Source organism: Nocardioides gilvus (assembly GCF_003194605.1).
GTDB classification, from domain to species: Bacteria; Actinomycetota; Actinomycetes; order Propionibacteriales; family Nocardioidaceae; genus Nocardioides; species Nocardioides gilvus.
Genome location: NZ_QHKY01000001.1, coordinates 1,025,591 through 1,041,605 on the forward strand (window position 1 = coordinate 1,025,591; position 16,015 = coordinate 1,041,605).

Genomic DNA, 16,015 nt, shown 5'->3' on the forward strand with positions numbered 1-16,015 from the left:
CCCGGACCACCCGCAGATCAGCGGGGGTCCGGGCCATCTGCGTACAAAGCAGGTGCGGGTCAGTTCCTGCCGCCGGGCAGCACCAGGTTGGCGCCCCCGCCGGGCCAGCAGGTGAAACCGGCCGGGATGGGCTGCTGCTTGTCGACCATCGTCTGGAGGGTGTCGAGGCAGCGCGAGACCAGGACGTTGGGGTTGTCGGTGACCGAGTTGGACAGCGCCTTGTTGGCCGCGGCCTGGGCCCGGTTCGTACGCTCGGCCTGCAGCGCCACCTGGGTGCGGGCGACCTCGGCCTGGAACTCGTTGATCTTCTTCTGCGTCTCCGGGGAGAGGCTGATGCCGGAGATCGTCACGAACTCGATCTTCACGTAGCCACCCGAGTCGGCGACGCGCTCCTTCATCGACTCGGTGACCTCGGCAGCCAGCCCGTCGTAGTCGGGCACGTAGTTGAGGCGCTTGTCGGAGTTGGGGTCGACCGTGACGAGCTCGGCGGTCGGGTTGTACTGACCGAAGACCGCGTTGACGGCGTTCTTGAAGACGGTCTCGACGAGCGCCTCGCGTACGTTCTCGTTGACGTCGTCGCTGCGGTAATCGGCGTAGATCTCGTCGGCCTTCTCGGCCACGATCGACCAACGGATCGCGGTCTCGACCCCGGCAGTCGTGCCGTCACCGATGCGCACCTCGATGCGCTGCTCGTCGCCGTACTTGTTGGTGATCTTGGTGCCGTCGAGCTCGGTGACCGTCTGCCACGGCGCCTTCACGTGCAGACCCGCGGTCAGCGACCGGGTCGGCTTGCCGAAGGTGGTCAGCACACCGACGTTCTTGGCCTGGATGATCGTGGTGGAGGACATCGCGAGCAGCAGGACACCGATCAGCAGCGGCACGAAGGCAACGAGCCGCTTGCCCTTGCCTCCCCCGACGAAGACGGCCAGCGCGATGAGCAGGAAGACAAGAGCGACGATGAACAGGAACACAGGCTCCCTTTCGAGGGGGTCGTGACCGCGCGCGTACGGCGGCAGGGGTGAGTGCGCCGCCCGACCACCCGCGCGCCCCGGGGAGCTCGGCGTCCGACCCGGCGCGCGGTGAGCCTATCGGCCGGTCAACCCGCTCAGACGTGGTGTCCGTCCCCGAGGAAACGTTCGTGACTCACCGCAAGGCGTCCCAGACCGGTGCCGAGACCCAGCAGGAGGGCGATCGGGAGGTCTTGGTAAACCAGCGCGCCGGCCACCACCCCAGCGACGGTCGCAGCGAGGACGTGCCACCGCTGGGCGGCCACGCCTCGGGTCGTGAAGTGCACGATGGCAGCACCGGGCACACCGATCAGCGCGGCAGGAATGGCGCCGATCACCATGATCGCGAGGACGGCACTCCAGTGGAACTCCCAGGTGCCGTTGAACAACGCCTCCACCGGGAGCAGCCCGAGGGCGAAGACGCTCAGAGCGACCAGGATCGCCAGCGCGTAGCCGGAGACGGTCGGCGAGTAGGGGCTGCGGTTCCGTTCAGTCACGCATCGCAGCATGGCACGACCTGAGAACAGACATCCACACTTCGCTGATCGACGAAAGCCTGGTAGGCGCAGTGCGGGCGCTCGCAGCGCTGTCCCCCGTGGGACCGGGCCCAGATGAGCGCCACCACAGCCGCGCTCGGTACGCTGCCACACGGAGTGCGGATCCAGGTCCCTCGGATCTTTTCCACACCCCGGGGGCCCTTAGCTCAATTGGCAGAGCTCCGGACTTTTAATCCGTTGGTTGTCGGTTCGAGTCCGACAGGGCCTACAAGCACGCGAGAGCCCGGACCACCAGGTCCGGGCTCTCGCGCGTGTGGACGCCGCTGGGCGCGACTCAGCCGTAGTGGCAGACGTACGACAGGGTCTCGGTGACCTCGATGGCGAACGACGAGGAGCCGGGCACCGAGAAGGACTCACCCGCGCCGTACGTCGTCCACTCGTCACTGCCGGCCAGCTGCACCCGGCAGGAGCCGGCATGCAGCTCCATCACTTCCGGCGCTTCCGTGCCGAACTCCAACGTCGCGGGGAAGATGACGCCCGCGGACTTCCTCGTGCCGTCGGCGAGGTGGAAGGTGTGGCTCACGCACGCACCGTCGAAGTAGACGTTGGCGACGGGGTCCAGGGTCACGCCGGAGTAGGTTGCGCTCTCAGTGGTCATGGCGCTGAGCCTAGTGACCACGCGGTGTGATCTCGCTTTCACCTGGCCCCCAATGACTCTCGTCGGGGCAACCCACGAGCCCGGACGCACCTAAACTCGACCCATGTCTGAAACCCCCCAGAGCACCGTCCCTGCGGAGCTCTACGCCTCCTTCACCCAGAGCGTCCGCGACCTCGCCGACGCCACGCTGCGCACCACCGTCGAGGCCGATGAGGTCGCCCGCGCCCAGGCCGAGGTCGAGGCGATCACCGCCCGCCTCGCCGCCTCCCAGATCCCCGGCACCCACGGCGAGCACTGCGGCCACACCGGCGTCGCCGGCTGGGGCAACACAGTCGTCGGCCTGCGCAACGCGGCCGCCATGCCGCTCGAGTTCACCTTCACCGAGGACGGCAACCGCCTCTCGGCCGACTTCACGCCCGGTGCTCTCTACGAAGGCCCGCCCGGCCACCTCCACGGGGGAGTCATCGCGCTGCTCCTTGACCAGGCGACCGGTGAGCTGGCGGCCAGCAGCGGTCACCCGGGACTGACCGCCAACCTGAGCATCAACTACAAGATGCCCACCAAGCTCAACACCCCCCTGCGCATCGAGGCCTGGTACGACCGCACCGAGGGCGTCAAGACCTGGACCCGCGGCCAGATCGTCAGCGAGCACGGCGTGTGTGCCGAGGCCGTCGGCCTCTTCATCATGCCGAAGTGGCTGCGCGGACTCTCCCCCGAGGAGATCGAGAAGCAGCGTCAGCGCGACTGAGTCGCAGCCGCACCACCGACGTACGACGAAGGGGCAGCCGGAGAGATCCGGCTGCCCCTTCGTGTTGCCTGCAGGCGTCGTCAGCGGACGCTGGTGCCGCGCTCGTTCGCGTCGGTCAGGCGCGCCTCTTCGGCGGCCTGGGCCTCGAGCTCGGCGCGACGCTCGGCCTCGAGGCGCTCGCGGTCGTACTCCCCCGGCTCGGAGACCAGGTCGGCCGCGCCGCCCTCGAGACGCTTCAACGCGGCGCGCGCGAAGATCTGCTGCTCGGTGGTCGTACGCTCCGAACGGCCGCGGCCCAGGAACGAGATCGACCAGTGCAGCAGCGCGCTGACGCGGCCCTTGAAGCCGGTGATGTAGATCAGGTGGACGAAGAGCCACATCAGCCACGCGATCAAGCCGGTGAGACGCAACTTGCCCACCATGGCGACGGCACTGAAGCGACTGATGATCGCCATCGAGCCCTTGTCGAAGTACTTGAAGGGCTGCTGCGGCGCCTTGCCCTTGAGCCGACCGTCGATCTCCTTGGCGGCGTACTTGGCGCCCTGGATCGCGACCTGGGCGACACCGGGGAGCTTGTCGAGGTTGATCATGTCACCGACCACGAAGACTTCGGGGTGGCCCGGCAACGTGAGGTCAGGGTTGACGGAGATACGTCCCGCGCGATCCAGCGGGGCGCCGGTCTGCTCCGAGAGGGTCTTGCTGAGCGAGGAGGCCTGGACGCCGGCCGCCCAGATCTTGGCGACCGAGTTGATGCGCTCGGTGCGTCCGTCCTTGAACGCGATGGTCAGACCGCGCTCGTCGACCTCGGTGACCATCGCCCCGAGGACCACCTCGACGCCGAGCTTCTCGAGCTCGCGCTTGGTCTTCTCCCCGAGCTTGGCACCGAACGGTGGCAGCACCTGCGGAGCCGCGTCGACCAGCACCACGCGGGCCTCGCGGCTGTTGATGGCGCGGAAGTCGTGCTTGAGCGTGCGGTGTGCCAACTCGGCGATCTGGCCGGCCATCTCGACCCCGGTCGGACCGGCACCCACGACCACAAAGGTCAGGAGGTGGTCGACGTTGTCGCCCCGGCTGGCGCCGAGCTCGGCCATCTCGAAGGCGCCGAAGATGCGACCGCGCAACTCGAGGGCGTCGTCGATGCTCTTCATGCCCGGGGCGTGGTCGGCGAAGTGGTCGTTGCCGAAGTACGACTGGGTCGCGCCCGCGGCGACGAGGAGGGAGTCGTACGCGGTGACGGTGCGCCGCCCGAGCACCTCGGAGGTGATCTGCTTGGCCTCGAGATCGATGTCGATGACCTCGCCGAGCAGGGTCTTGGCGTTCTTCTGGTTGGCCAGCACCTCGCGCGTCGGCGGGGCAATGGATCCCTCGGAGAGGATGCCGGTCGCGACCTGGTAGAGCAGCGGCTGGAAGAGGTGGTGCGTGGTCTTCGCGATCAGGGTGACGTCGACGTCGGCCCTGGCCAGGCCCTTGGCCCCGAACAGTCCTCCGAACCCGGAACCGATCACTACGACCCGGTGTCGTTCCGGACGGATCTCGGTCTGGCCAGCCATGGGTGAAGCCTTCCTTGAGGGGGTGCAGCAAAAATACTCCTTACCAGTGTCTCGCGGAACGGGCACCTCACCCAAGTCGACCGGCACGTTCTTCCGATCACACCGGATTGGCGAGGGCATGGGACGGAGTGGCGAGTGGCACAATGGAATGACGGACTGTCACGATGTTTGCGTCCATCTCGGGACGGGTACTTGGCTCGTGTCTCGCCAAGGCCTGTGTGCACCCACCCTCGTCCCAAGGACCCCTGTTGCCGCTGAACAAGGAAGCCCTTCAGCTTGAGCCCGCTCCCAGCTCGGTCGCCCGAGCCAGGCGCTGGATCATTGAGGCCTGTGAAGACCTTGGGCGCACCGATCTCATCGAGTGTGCTGAGTTGGGTGTCTCCGAGTTGGTGACCAACGCGATCCTGCACGGCGAGGCACCCGTGTCGATCCGGGTGCGCGGCACCGTCCACCACCCGCGCATCGAGATCTTCGACGCCTCCCGCCGTCCTCCCGTCCTCCCCCGCGAGCCGGCCTCCTACATCTCGCTAGACGAGGTGGACGAAGCGGATCTGGCGACCAGCGGACGGGGGTTGGCGATGGTGGCGATGTCATCGATCGCCTGGGGCGCCTCCATCGAGCGGGGCGGCAAGGTCGTCTGGTTCGAGCCGGCACGGGCCCACCACGACGAATACCCCGAGGGCGTCATCGTGGGTGACCTCAACCCGGACTCATCCGACTGGACCCCCCTCCCGGATTCGATGATCGTGACCCTGTGCCAGGTCGACGTCCCGGTCTTCCAGTCGATGCTCACCCAGTACGCCAACCTGCGTCGCGAGTTGAGACTGCTCTCGCTCTCCCACGACACCGAGTACCCCCTGGCCGGGGACCTTTCGCAGATGTTCGACACCTTCGAGCACCAGTTCCCGCCGGCGACCCTCGCCAAGCTCGCGGCTGGGTTGCGTGAGACCGGTCCGGTCTCCGACTTCGCCTTCAGGGCTTCGCCCCGGTCGTCGCAGGTGTTCCGGACGATCCTCGAGATGTTCGAACTGGCAGACACCTTCTGCCGCAGCCAGCGACTGCTCGCCCTGGCGCGTACCCCAGAGCACATCGAGATGCAGCAGTGGCTGCTCAGCGAGTTCCTCAACCAGGCCGACGGCAAGGACCCGACGCCGTGGTCCTCCCGCCTCACCAGGAGCGGTCATTCCAACGGTTGCTGAACTCGACGACTGCTGACGCCGCAGCGGGGCCTGTCGAGGCCTCAGGCGTAGCCCAGGGTGTGCAGTCGCGCGTCGTCGATGCCGAAGTGGTGGGCGATCTCGTGCACCACGGTGATGCCGATCTCAGCGACGAGGTGGTCCCGGTCCTCGCACATCTCGATCAAGGGGCGACGGAAGAGCAGGATCCGGTCGGGCAACGCCCCTGAGTGGTTGGCCTGCCGCTCGGTCAGCGCGAATCCGTCGTAGTAGCCCAACAGGTCCGGGTCGTCGGCCGGCGCGTCGTCCTCGACGAGCACGACCACGTTGCGTACGAGCCGCGCGAGCTCGTCAGGGACGGTGTCGAGTGCCTCCGCGACGTACGCGTCGAACTCTTCCCCGGTGACCTCGCTGACCTCCACGCCGCCGACTGTAGCCACCGGCGCGAAGCGCGCGCCGCCTGCGTACATCGACGGGAGGTCAGAAGCCGACATGGAGCAACAGTGCGGTGCCTGGGTGTCACCTGGTGACAGCCAGGCACCGCACAAACGATCCCAGCGACAATCAGGGCGTCAAATGAGTCGAGCCCCGCACTCCGAAGAGGCGGGGCTCGTACTGGCGACCCTGACGAGACTCGAACTCGCGACCTCCGCCGTGACAGGGCGGCGCGCTAACCAACTGCGCTACAGGGCCTTGCTTGAACACCTCGCCCAGGGGGCGAAGCGAGTGAAACTCTAACCCACACCCGGCGCGGGCACCCAATCGGGGTCCGCATCGTTTTCGGGTCGTACCCCCAACGGGATTCGAACCCGTGCTACCGCCGTGAAAGGGCGACGTCCTAGGCCGCTAGACGATGGGGGCCAGCGGTGCGGACACATCATATGCACAGACCCCCCACCTGCCCCAAAGCGGCTCACTCGACGCCAGCGACCCGGTTTTCGCCCCCGGCCCGCGGCTCATGTAGGGTTTCCCTCGCTTGGGCAGGTAGCTCAGTTGGTACGAGCGTTCGACTGAAACTCGAAAGGTCGGCGGTTCGACCCCGCCCCTGCCCACAAGCACAGTAGGGCCCGGCTGATGAGTCGGGCCCTACTGCTTTTCCCTGCCTCCGCCCGACCCGTGCGCGACGCCGACCACCCCACCGGCACAATGGCGAGGTGCTGCCCCCGTTCGACATCGTCGCCCGTCTCCGGCCGGTCGATCTGGTCTCCCCGCACAGTGCCCGCCCGTGCCCGGTCGGCACACTGACCCCCTGCCCGCGGAAGGCGCCGTACGCCGCCGTGCAGGCGAGCGTCTCGGCCACCGCCCTGGTCGAGGGCCGCGTGGAGCTGACGCTGAGCAGCGGCACCGACACCTTCGTCGCCTGGTGGGACTCGGTCTCCGGTCAGGTGGGCATCGACATCACGACCGAGTCGGGCGGTCGGCCTCGGACGACCTCCCACGTCAGTCGCCGGCACGGCACCCTGAGGCACCGCCCCGACGGATTGGCGCTCACCCTCACCGGCACCCACCTGACCCTCCTGTGCCGCAGCGACGCCCAGTGGCAGGCGCACGCGCGGCACGACCTCGGTGAGCGGGTCGACGTACGCCGATCGGAGTGGCTGGGTGCCCTGCAGGCCGGTGCCCAGGCCGGTGCCCAGGCGGGTGGCCAGACAGGTGGCGCCGCGCTGCGCGACGTCGTGGCGGGAGGGTTCGGCCAGTTGGGACTGCGTGACCTGCGGCTGGTCACCGAGGCCGACGGCACCCCGGTGCGCGACGGCGACCACCTCCTGCTGACTGCGACCTCGGCAGGGCCGGGCTTCTTCGACACCGCGCACACCAGCCTCTGGGGCCTGCACCCTGACACCCTCGAGCTCGAGCACCGCAGCGACCTCTTCTTCACGCGCCCGGACCGGGAGGGGGCGTACGGCGACCACGCCACTCACCTGGTCCGTGACGACAACCGGTGGCTGGTCGCCACGAGCACCTGGGGCGACTTCGAGCCGACCCAACGGCCGGTGCGGGTCACGCTCGCGGAGAGCGACGCAGACCTGTTGCGCGGTGAGCACCTGCTCACGTCGCACGAACTCTCACTGCCGACGGACGGGTTCACCTCGGTCGGGGTGTGGGACCCTCACCTGCTGCGTGACGGCGAGACGTGGCGGGTCGGCTACGTGAGTGCGCGCAAGTACTTCGTCTTCCACCCCGTGCTGGCGCAGGGACCGACCCTGGACCGCCTCACGCTCAGCGCAGCGGCAACGGGTCGTCGCGCCACGGAGGGCACCACTTGGCTGCGCGTCGGTGGCGCCCTGCGGGTCCTGGCCAGCGACGGTCCGGAGAGCGCCAGGGCGCTGCGGCAACGCTTCCCCATCTTCGACACCGAACTGAACGAGGTGGGCCAGCTGGACGCGCCCTACCCGAGCAACCTTCCGTGGCCCACGCTGGTGGAGACCGACCGAGGGTGGTTGCTGCTCACGTTCGACGGGACGCAGTCAGGCGGAGACCTGCTCGGCTACGGCACGCACGGCGACGTGGTCATCATGCGAGAGCGCTGACAGCACCATCACCCGAAGCGGGTCACGCGCGCGGAGGCTCGCACGACCGCTGAGGGCGATCGCTCGAGACACCGGCCGTCGTGCCACGACGTCGGGTGATGGTGCGGTGTCCAGCTGGGTGACAGGTCAGACCGAAGTACGACTCATGTCACCGGGAGTCAATCTCGCGGCGGGTCTGCATGGCCGGACCAGTCGTCGGTGTCGTCCGACTGCTCCCGCTCGCCGCTGTCACTTCCGTGCAGCTCTTTCGCCAGCGCCCCGAAGTCCGTCTCGTGAGTGCGGTACTTCAGGTCGCGAGCGACCTTCGTCTGCTTAGCCTTAGCTCGGCCGCGCCCCATAGGGTCCGACCCCCTCGCACACTTGGCCGGGGCTCCTGGCGCGTACGCCGTGGCTCCCGGTCTACTGGTCTGAATACTCCTGAGGGTAACCGTACCTGCTCCTTGGTTGTTCCCGCACACCACGTCGACAATTGGAGGCCTCGCCCGCGGCGAGACCCACTACGCGCGCGCCGTCCGAGCCTTCCCCCATCGAAGGCCCATTGCCATACTCCGTCCATGACACGGGGGAGAACGAGACGTGACGCGCTGACCGCAATCCTGGGAGCACTGCTCTGCGCGGGGTTGCTCTCGGGATGCACCGAGGGCCTCAGCGGGCTCCTGGAGAGCGAGGACGAGCCACCTGCCACGCTCGAAGCGGAGTGGTCGATCGAGGGCCACCTCGCCAACCCGGACCGCACCGGCACCCACCACTGGGCGACCCACCAGGTCTTCTCGAGCGGAGTGAGCCGCTACAGGACAACCTCCCCCGGTGCTCTGCTCCTCGTGGACGCCCGCACCGGCCGGACCCACCCGAAGCGTGTCCCCGGTGGCTGGCCCTGCCAGCTGCCGAACCTGATCTCCGACGGTGGCGCCACCCCGGTACTCCTGACGCCCCGCCAGTCCGACGCCACCGGCAAGATTGGCTGCTCCGTCATCACGGTGTGGGACGCCACCTCCGGGAAGAAGATGTGGAGCAACGACGACCTCGATCTCACCGGGCTTGCTCCCGACCCTGCGCCTGGTACCGGTGGCGGGCCACAGGATGTCACCGGGACGAGCGCCGCCCCCACCCTCGGTGCCGACGACCGGGCGATCGTCCTGGTGGGTCACCAGGGCAGGAGCGTGTGCTTCGCAACCTCCGACGGCAAGCCACTCGCGGAGGACGACCCGGCCTGCACCGCCCTGCACGATCGGCTCACCGGCGCTGACCTTCCGGAGCTCACTGACCCCGACGGCAAACCCGCCAGGTCGCCCTCCGACCCCGAGGCCGACTCCCAGGAGATCGGACGCACCGACGAGGTCTTGTTGGTGCGCCTCCTCAACGAGCGGAGCTCCGAGGGTCCGTTCGTACGCGCCCACGATCTCGAGACCGGCGAGACGCTCTGGCAGGACGACGACCTCACGCCCGATCGTCACGAGGGGGATGCCTGGAGCCGGGACGAGACCTACTTCGTGGCGCCGTCCGGCATCGTCCGCGTCTCCTACGAGCACCCCGCTGACGAGGAGTCGGCTCATCTGACCCCGATGGTGCTGACGGCGGTCGACCCCCGTACGGGCAAGGACCTGCGACCGATCGCCCGCGTCGAGGGCGCCTGGTTCAACCACCAGTTCGGCGACATGACGGTGGCGTTGACCGAACAGGATCTGCTCTTCAAGTCAACGATCTCTGGTTTTGAGTTGCCCACATGGTGAATCTCTCGCCAACTCGCGGGCGTGTTGTCATACTCCGGGCATGACACGTGACGTGGGACACATCCCGGCAGGCATTCGAGTCGTCCGAATCGTCCGAATCGTCCGGGGCGTCCGAGTCGCTCGGGGGTTGGGCCGCCACGCTGTGCTGACCGGCGCCGTGCTGGGCACTCTCCTGCTCACTGGTTGCACGAACATCGGATTCGGGGGCGACGACCCCGCTGAGCCCTCGGCAGCGCCCGCCACCCCGCCGCCCACCCTCAAGGCGGAGTGGTCGATCGCGGGCGTCAACTCCAACCCCGAGGCTGTCGGGGCGCACCACTGGATGGCCTACCAGGCGATGACCTCCGGCATGGGGCGCAACATGTCCTCCAGCACGGGGCCCACTCTCCTGGTCGATGCCCGGACCGGCCGCACCCACGCGCCGATGGTCGAGCCCGAACGCTTCCCCTGCCTCACCCCCTCGCAGATCTCCGACGACGGGATCGTGCCGATCTTCTGGTCCACATACACCCAAGATCCCGGCGGGTCGACCCAGACCGAGAGCTGCAACCGCGTCACCGTGCTGGACGCCGACACCGGCAAGACGCTGTGGCGTGACGACGCGCTCGACCTGTTCGGACTCGCGCCCGAGCGCGCCGTGGGGGCGGACGAACGTACGGTTGCCGTGGTCGACGCGCGCGGCCGCAGCCGATGCTTCGCAGCACGCACCGGGGCTCCGCAGCCCGACGACGAGGCGGCGTGCGTTGACCTGAGCGACCGGCTCACCCACGCCGACCTCCCCCCGCTCGTCGACGCCGACGGCGAGCCCGCCCCGCTGGCGAAGCCATGGACCTACGCCTACGAGCCCGCCATCGTCGAGATCGGCCGCAACGACGAGGTGCTGCTCGCGAGGGCCCGGATCGACCGCGAGGGAGAGATGGAGGGCAACCGTTGGGGGATCAGGGCTCACGATCTCAAGACCGGAGAAACCCTCTGGAAGGACGACGACCTGACGCTGGACCCGCACGACGGGGATGCCTGGGGCCGCGACGAGACCTACTTCGTCGCGCCGTCCGGAGTCGTACGAGTCTCGTACGAGCACACCGAGGACATCGAGGACAGCAGCAGGACCCCGATGGTGCTGACCGCCGTGGACCCGCAGACCGGCAAGGACCTCAAGCCGATCGCCCGCATCGAGGGGGCATGGTTCAACCACCAGTTCGGCGACATGATGGTGGCCCTGACGAACCAGCAGTACGGGATGAAGTCAAGGATCTCGGGGTTCGAACTGCCCACCTGGTGAGGTGACGCCGACGTCACCCTGCGGTCCGCGGGCTGGCGTCACCAGCCGGGGTGCTGACCCGTCAACGTGACCTTGCCGGCGTCGGCCCCGTCGGCGGCACGGACCTCGCCGGCCACCCAGGCGTGGATCCCGAACTCCTCGAGCCCGGCGATCGCGGCGTCGACGTCGCCCGGGGCCGTGAGCGAGACCATGCCGACACCCTGGTTGAGTGTGGCCTCGAGATCACCCTGGGCGATGCTGCCCACGCGGCGTACGAGGTCGAAGATCGGCTGCGGAGTCCAGGTGGTGCGGTCCACGACGGCCGTCAACTCGGCCGGCATCACGCGCTCCAGGTTGGCCGCCAGACCACCGCCGGTGACGTGGGACAGGGCATGGGTCTCGGTGCGCTTCGCGAGGTCGAGGCAGGCCTTGGCATAGATCCGCGTCGGCACCAGGAGCTCCTGGCCCAGCGTCGTGCCGAGCTCGTCGACGTGCCTGTCCAGCTCCCACTTCGCGGAGTTGAGCAGCACGTGGCGCACCAGCGAGTAGCCGTTGGAGTGCAACCCGGAGGCTTCCATGGCGATCACCACGTCGCCGACCCGGACCCGTTCGGCCCCCAGCAGGTCGTCGGCCTCGACGACACCGGTGGCCGCGCCCGCCACGTCGTACTCGTCGGCGGCAAGGAGCCCCGGGTGCTCCGCGGTCTCGCCGCCCACCAGGGCGGTGCCGGCCAGCACGCAGGCCTCAGCGATGCCCTTGACGATCGCGGCAATGCGCTCGGGCACCACCTTGCCGGTCGCGATGTAGTCGGTCATGAAGAGCGGCTCGGCGCCACAGACCACGAGGTCGTCGACGACCATGCCGACCAGGTCGTGGCCGATGGTGTCGTGGATGTCCATCTTCTGGGCGATGGCGACCTTGGTGCCGACACCGTCGGTCGAGGTCGCGAGCAAGGGGCGCTTGTACGCGGTGAGCGCGGAGGCGTCGAAGAGTCCGGCGAAGCCGCCCAGGCCGCCCAGCATCTCGGGGCGACGCGCCTTCTCGATCCACTCCTTCATCAGGTCGATCGCGCGGTCGGCCGCCTCGATGTCGACGCCGGCGGCGGCGTAGGCGTTGGTTGCGTCGTTCACGAGTTGCTCCTGGAAGGCATGGGGGTCAACAGGGAGGTCAGGGTGGTCATCTGCGCTGGACGGTCAGGGTCGCTCGGTGATCAGGGTCGCTCGGTGATCAGGGTCGCTCGAGCGCGTCACTCGCGCCGGCGCCCGCCAGGGAGGCAGCCAGACCGTCCACGTCCCCGGTGGTGGTGCCGTTGAACGTCAGCGACAACTGCTCCTGCTCCAGCACACCCTTGCCGCCGAGGACGGGGTCGGGCAGCGGGATCGGGTACTCGCCGTCGAAGCAGGCCCGGCAGAGGTTCTGCTTCGGCACCGTGGTGGCGTCGACGAGGTCCTCGAGGTCGATGTAGGCGAGCGAGTCCGCGTCGATCGACCGCATGATCTCGTCGTTGTTCAGACCGTTGGCGATCAATTCGGCGCGGGTCGCGAAGTCGATGCCGTAGAAGCAGGGCCACTTCACCGGCGGTGAGGAGATGCGTACGTGCACCTCGCGAGCGCCGGCCTCGCGCAACATCCGGATCAGGGCGCGCTGGGTGTTGCCGCGGACGATGGAGTCGTCGACCACCACCAGGCGCTTGCCCTCGATGACGTCGCGCAACGGATTGAGCTTGAGCCGGATGCCGAGCTGGCGGATCGTCTGCGACGGCTGGATGAACGTACGCCCGACGTAGGAGTTCTTGACCAGGCCGACGCCGTACGGGATGCCCGACTCCTCCGCGTAACCGATGGCGGAGGGCGTCCCCGACTCCGGCACCGGGATGACCAGGTCGGCGTCCGCTGGGAATTCACGCGCCAGACGGCGACCGATCTCCACGCGGACGCTGTGCACCCGCTGGTCGTTCATCAAGGTGTCGGGACGCGCAAGGTAGACGAACTCGAAGAGGCAGTGCTTGGGCGCGGCCTCGGCGAAGCGGCTCGTACGCAGGCCGTCCGCGTCCACGGCGATCATCTCGCCGGGCTCGATCTCACGGATGAAGGAGGCGCCGACGATGTCGAGGGCCGCGGTCTCTGAGGCCACGACCCAACCGCGCTCGAGGCGCCCCAGGACCAGTGGGCGGATGCCCTGGGGGTCGCGGGCCGCGTAGAGGGTGTGCTCGTCCATCCAGACGAAGGAGAAGGCACCCTTCACCTGCGGCAACAGCTCGAGGGCGCGCTCCTCGACGGTCATGCCGGGGTGGTGGGCCAGCAGGGCAGTAACGACGCTGGTGTCGTTGGTCGAGACCGGCATGCGCGGGTCTGCGTCGTCGGTGTTGGCCAGCATCTCGGCCAGGTCAGCGGTGTTGGTCAGGTTGCCGTTGTGGGCCAGCGCGAGGGACCCGTGGGCCGTCGGGTGGAAGGTCGGCTGGGCGTTGTGCCACGTGCTCGCGCCGGTGGTGGAGTAGCGGGCGTGGCCGACGGCGAGATGACCCTTCAGCGACTCCAACGTCGCGTCGTCGAAGACCTGGGAGACGAGACCCATGTCCTTGTAGACGAGGATCTGCTTGCCGTTGCTGACCGCGATGCCGGCCGATTCCTGGCCGCGGTGCTGCAGGGCGTAAATGCCGAAGTAGGTGAGTTTGGAGACGTCCTCACCGGGCGCCCAGACACCGAAGACGCCACAGGCGTCCTGGGGACCTTGGTCCTGAGGATCGATGGCGGCCGACAGTCTCCCGTCGCCGCCCTTGCGCACATTGCTGGCCTGGCCCACACGGAGAGTGTACGGCGCCGTGGGCACCACTGCTTCCGCCGTACGCTGCTGCTGAACACCACTGGATGATTTTGCAAGAGGGATAACACAAATTGGGTACGCGGCGGTGGGGAGCCCCGCTACTCTGATTGAGACAGACCGGGTAGGGAATGTTCGGGTAGCACGCCCGAGCACACCGGAGCGAGGGGGGAGGTGCTGCGCAATGCCAATGACGGACCGTGATCCGATCTTCGTCGACACTCTCGACACGATCCTCACCAGCGTGACCGACCTCCTCGGGTTCGAGGTTGCCTCGATCAGCCTCGTGAACGCATCAGGAATGATGGAGACCGTTGCGGTCGCCGGCGACGAGCAGGCCCGCAGCGCCCTCATGGGACACCTGGTCGAGGTCGACCAGGTCGCCGAAGAGCTCCTCAAGGCCGAGCACTGGGGCCCCTTGCGCTTCATCTCGCACGACAAGCTCGAGATCCCGCCCGAGGAGCTCGCCTGGGTCCCCGTCAACCTCGAGGCGAGCGACGACCCCAACCGCTGGCACCCGTACGACCTGCTGGTCGCACCGTTGTACGACAGCGAGGAGCAGTTGCGCGCGCTGATCTCGGTGGACTCCCCCGTCGACGGGCTGCGCCCGGCGGGCGCACGACTGAGCGAGCTCGAGAAGTTCATCATCCAGACCCGGCCGGCAGTGCTCAACGTGATCGAGCGCGCCGAGCTGGCTGCGCAGGTACGTCTGGCCGACGCCGCGCGTCTCGTCGTACGGGAGGCCAGCTCAGAGCTCTCGATCGAGCGGATCCTCGAGGTCACGCAGACAGCCGTGACGCGGTGCTTCGACGCCTTCGGCATGTGGATCCAGGCCTTCGACCAGGACGGTGAAGGTCAGAACATCGTCCACGCCTCCAACGGCGCCGACATCCGCCTGACCGACGAGCTGCGTCGCATCGCTCGGGTAGCGGCGCGGATGATGTGGGATCTGCAGGACGTCGGCGTGCTGGCCGACACGCTTCCCTCGGTGGGGGTGCTGACCTCCGAGCAGGAGGAGGCGATCTTCTCCTTCATGCGCACCATCGGCGTGACGTCGATGCTCTTCATCCCGCTCGGCGCGGGCAAGGAGTGCCTGGGCAACCTCGTCCTGACCCGTCGCGGTGGGCGGATCAACTGGAGCGAGACCGAGAAGCGCGTCGCGCTGGACATCGGGCACGACCTCGGTCGCGCCCTGCTCAACGCTCGCTCCTTCGAGCGGGAGCGTCGCCTGGTCGAGGAGCTGCGCGAGTTGGACAGCTACAAGTCCAACCTGATCGCCACCCTCTCCCACGAGCTGAAGAACCCCCTGACCTCGATCCTCGGCCACGCCGAGATGCTCGAGGCCACCCCCGAGCTGAGCCGCTCCGCCCGCAACTCGGTCTCCTCGGTGGAGCGGGGAGCCGCGCGGATGCAACGCATCATCGAGGACCTGCTGACCTTGGCCCATGCGGGTGACCCGCACGCGCCGTTCGCCCCGGTCGCGGTCGACCTGCGCGCGTCGGTGCTCGACACGATCGACATGCTCCGCGTCACGATCAACCGCAAGAACCTGCAGGTCGACGTCGACGCCAGCGACGAGGCCTTCAAGGTGTTCGCCGAGCCCGAGGGCATCGACCGCATCCTCGCCAACCTGATCTCGAACGCGGCGAAGTACACCGCTGAGGGCGGCAAGATCACGGTGAGCCTGCGCCAGGGCCCCAGAAACGTACGTCTCGACGTCTCCGACACCGGTCTGGGGATCTCCGAGATCGACCAGGCGAACCTCTTCAACGAGTTCTTCCGCTCCACCAACCCCGCAGCCGTGGCCCTGCCCGGCACCGGACTGGGGCTCGCGATCGTGAAGCGCATCGTCGAGCGGCACAACGGCCGGATCACGTTCGAGTCCCAGCTGGGCAAGGGCACGACCTTCAGCGTGGTCCTGCCGCGCAACTGACGGGCTTTTACCCTGTCAAGCAGAAATGCGGGCACGTTTGGCAAAATCTCGTCATTCGAACTGGCGAGTAACCCCTCTTGTGGAACCCTGCGCTGTTCCCCTACG

The 16,015-nt window shown here is 68.1% G+C and carries 14 protein-coding genes and 4 tRNA genes; 8 read left to right on the plus strand and 10 right to left on the minus strand.

Annotated features, from left to right (window positions below; translation table 11 throughout):
* Positions 1 to 59 precede the first annotated feature (59 nt).
* Positions 60 to 971 carry an SPFH domain-containing protein gene (locus DNK52_RS04985; RefSeq protein ID WP_110239815.1) on the minus strand — a complete coding sequence of 304 codons (912 nt, stop codon included), beginning with the start codon at positions 969 to 971 and terminating at the stop codon, positions 60 to 62.
* 134 nt (positions 972 to 1,105) lie between these two features.
* Positions 1,106 to 1,504: a hypothetical protein gene (locus tag DNK52_RS04990; protein ID WP_162598614.1), complete on the minus strand. Its 399-nt coding sequence runs from the start codon at positions 1,502 to 1,504 to the stop codon at positions 1,106 to 1,108.
* A 195-nt stretch (positions 1,505 to 1,699) separates the two neighbouring features.
* Here DNK52_RS04990 and DNK52_RS04995 point away from each other — a divergent pair.
* A tRNA-Lys gene (locus tag DNK52_RS04995) sits at positions 1,700 to 1,772 on the plus strand.
* A 66-nt stretch (positions 1,773 to 1,838) separates the two neighbouring features.
* On the opposite strand, the gene ppnP is transcribed toward DNK52_RS04995, so the two are convergent.
* The gene (ppnP, locus tag DNK52_RS05000; RefSeq protein WP_110239817.1) at positions 1,839 to 2,162 is read right to left on the minus strand and encodes a pyrimidine/purine nucleoside phosphorylase; all 324 of its coding nucleotides are present in this window, start codon (positions 2,160 to 2,162) and stop codon (positions 1,839 to 1,841) included.
* Between the two features lie 103 nt (positions 2,163 to 2,265).
* Here ppnP and DNK52_RS05005 point away from each other — a divergent pair, with 103 nt between their 5' ends.
* Positions 2,266 to 2,910, plus strand: coding sequence for a PaaI family thioesterase (locus DNK52_RS05005; protein ID WP_110239818.1), 645 nt, complete (start codon positions 2,266 to 2,268; stop codon positions 2,908 to 2,910).
* 80 nt (positions 2,911 to 2,990) lie between these two features.
* Here DNK52_RS05005 and DNK52_RS05010 read toward each other — a convergent pair whose 3' ends face one another.
* Positions 2,991 to 4,460, minus strand: coding sequence for an NAD(P)/FAD-dependent oxidoreductase (locus DNK52_RS05010; protein ID WP_110239819.1), 1,470 nt, complete (start codon positions 4,458 to 4,460; stop codon positions 2,991 to 2,993).
* Between the two features lie 248 nt (positions 4,461 to 4,708).
* On the opposite strand from DNK52_RS05010, the gene DNK52_RS05015 reads away from it, so the two are divergent.
* Positions 4,709 to 5,659, plus strand: coding sequence for an ATP-binding protein (locus tag DNK52_RS05015; RefSeq protein ID WP_110239820.1), 951 nt, complete (start codon positions 4,709 to 4,711; stop codon positions 5,657 to 5,659).
* Positions 5,660 to 5,700: 41 nt separating this feature from the next.
* Here the strand turns inward: DNK52_RS05015 and DNK52_RS05020 are convergent, their stop codons facing one another.
* From DNK52_RS05020 to DNK52_RS05030, 3 genes are all read right to left on the minus strand, one after another.
* Positions 5,701 to 6,129 carry a metallopeptidase family protein gene (locus DNK52_RS05020; protein WP_239455387.1) on the minus strand — a complete coding sequence of 143 codons (429 nt, stop codon included), beginning with the start codon at positions 6,127 to 6,129 and terminating at the stop codon, positions 5,701 to 5,703.
* A gap of 122 nt (positions 6,130 to 6,251) precedes the next feature.
* Positions 6,252 to 6,328, minus strand: a tRNA-Asp gene (locus DNK52_RS05025).
* 95 nt (positions 6,329 to 6,423) lie between these two features.
* Positions 6,424 to 6,496: transfer RNA gene (locus DNK52_RS05030), tRNA-Glu, on the minus strand.
* Between the two features lie 117 nt (positions 6,497 to 6,613).
* Between DNK52_RS05030 and DNK52_RS05035 the strand changes: the two genes are divergently transcribed.
* A tRNA-Phe gene (locus DNK52_RS05035) sits at positions 6,614 to 6,687 on the plus strand.
* 102 nt (positions 6,688 to 6,789) lie between these two features.
* The gene (locus DNK52_RS05040) at positions 6,790 to 8,166 is read left to right on the plus strand and encodes a hypothetical protein (RefSeq protein ID WP_110239821.1); all 1,377 of its coding nucleotides are present in this window, start codon (positions 6,790 to 6,792) and stop codon (positions 8,164 to 8,166) included.
* Positions 8,167 to 8,324: 158 nt separating this feature from the next.
* Here DNK52_RS05040 and DNK52_RS05045 read toward each other — a convergent pair whose 3' ends face one another.
* Complete coding sequence (locus DNK52_RS05045; protein ID WP_110239822.1) at positions 8,325 to 8,504, minus strand: DUF3073 domain-containing protein; 180 nt, start codon at positions 8,502 to 8,504, stop codon at positions 8,325 to 8,327.
* 216 nt (positions 8,505 to 8,720) lie between these two features.
* Between DNK52_RS05045 and DNK52_RS05050 the strand changes: the two genes are divergently transcribed.
* Together DNK52_RS05050 and DNK52_RS05055 are read left to right on the plus strand one after the other, a co-directional pair.
* On the plus strand, positions 8,721 to 9,896 hold the full coding sequence (locus DNK52_RS05050) for a hypothetical protein (RefSeq protein WP_162598615.1): 1,176 nt from the start codon (positions 8,721 to 8,723) through the stop codon (positions 9,894 to 9,896).
* A gap of 40 nt (positions 9,897 to 9,936) precedes the next feature.
* Positions 9,937 to 11,178 carry a PQQ-binding-like beta-propeller repeat protein gene (locus tag DNK52_RS05055; protein ID WP_162598616.1) on the plus strand — a complete coding sequence of 414 codons (1,242 nt, stop codon included), beginning with the start codon at positions 9,937 to 9,939 and terminating at the stop codon, positions 11,176 to 11,178.
* A gap of 38 nt (positions 11,179 to 11,216) precedes the next feature.
* Here DNK52_RS05055 and purM read toward each other — a convergent pair whose 3' ends face one another.
* The gene (gene purM, locus DNK52_RS05060) at positions 11,217 to 12,287 is read right to left on the minus strand and encodes a phosphoribosylformylglycinamidine cyclo-ligase (RefSeq protein ID WP_110239825.1); all 1,071 of its coding nucleotides are present in this window, start codon (positions 12,285 to 12,287) and stop codon (positions 11,217 to 11,219) included.
* 97 nt (positions 12,288 to 12,384) lie between these two features.
* The gene (gene purF / locus DNK52_RS05065; protein ID WP_239455388.1) at positions 12,385 to 13,959 is read right to left on the minus strand and encodes an amidophosphoribosyltransferase; all 1,575 of its coding nucleotides are present in this window, start codon (positions 13,957 to 13,959) and stop codon (positions 12,385 to 12,387) included.
* Positions 13,960 to 14,167: 208 nt separating this feature from the next.
* Between purF and DNK52_RS05070 the strand changes: the two genes are divergently transcribed.
* Positions 14,168 to 15,910: a sensor histidine kinase gene (locus DNK52_RS05070; protein WP_239455389.1), complete on the plus strand. Its 1,743-nt coding sequence runs from the start codon at positions 14,168 to 14,170 to the stop codon at positions 15,908 to 15,910.
* Positions 15,911 to 16,015 lie beyond the last annotated feature (105 nt).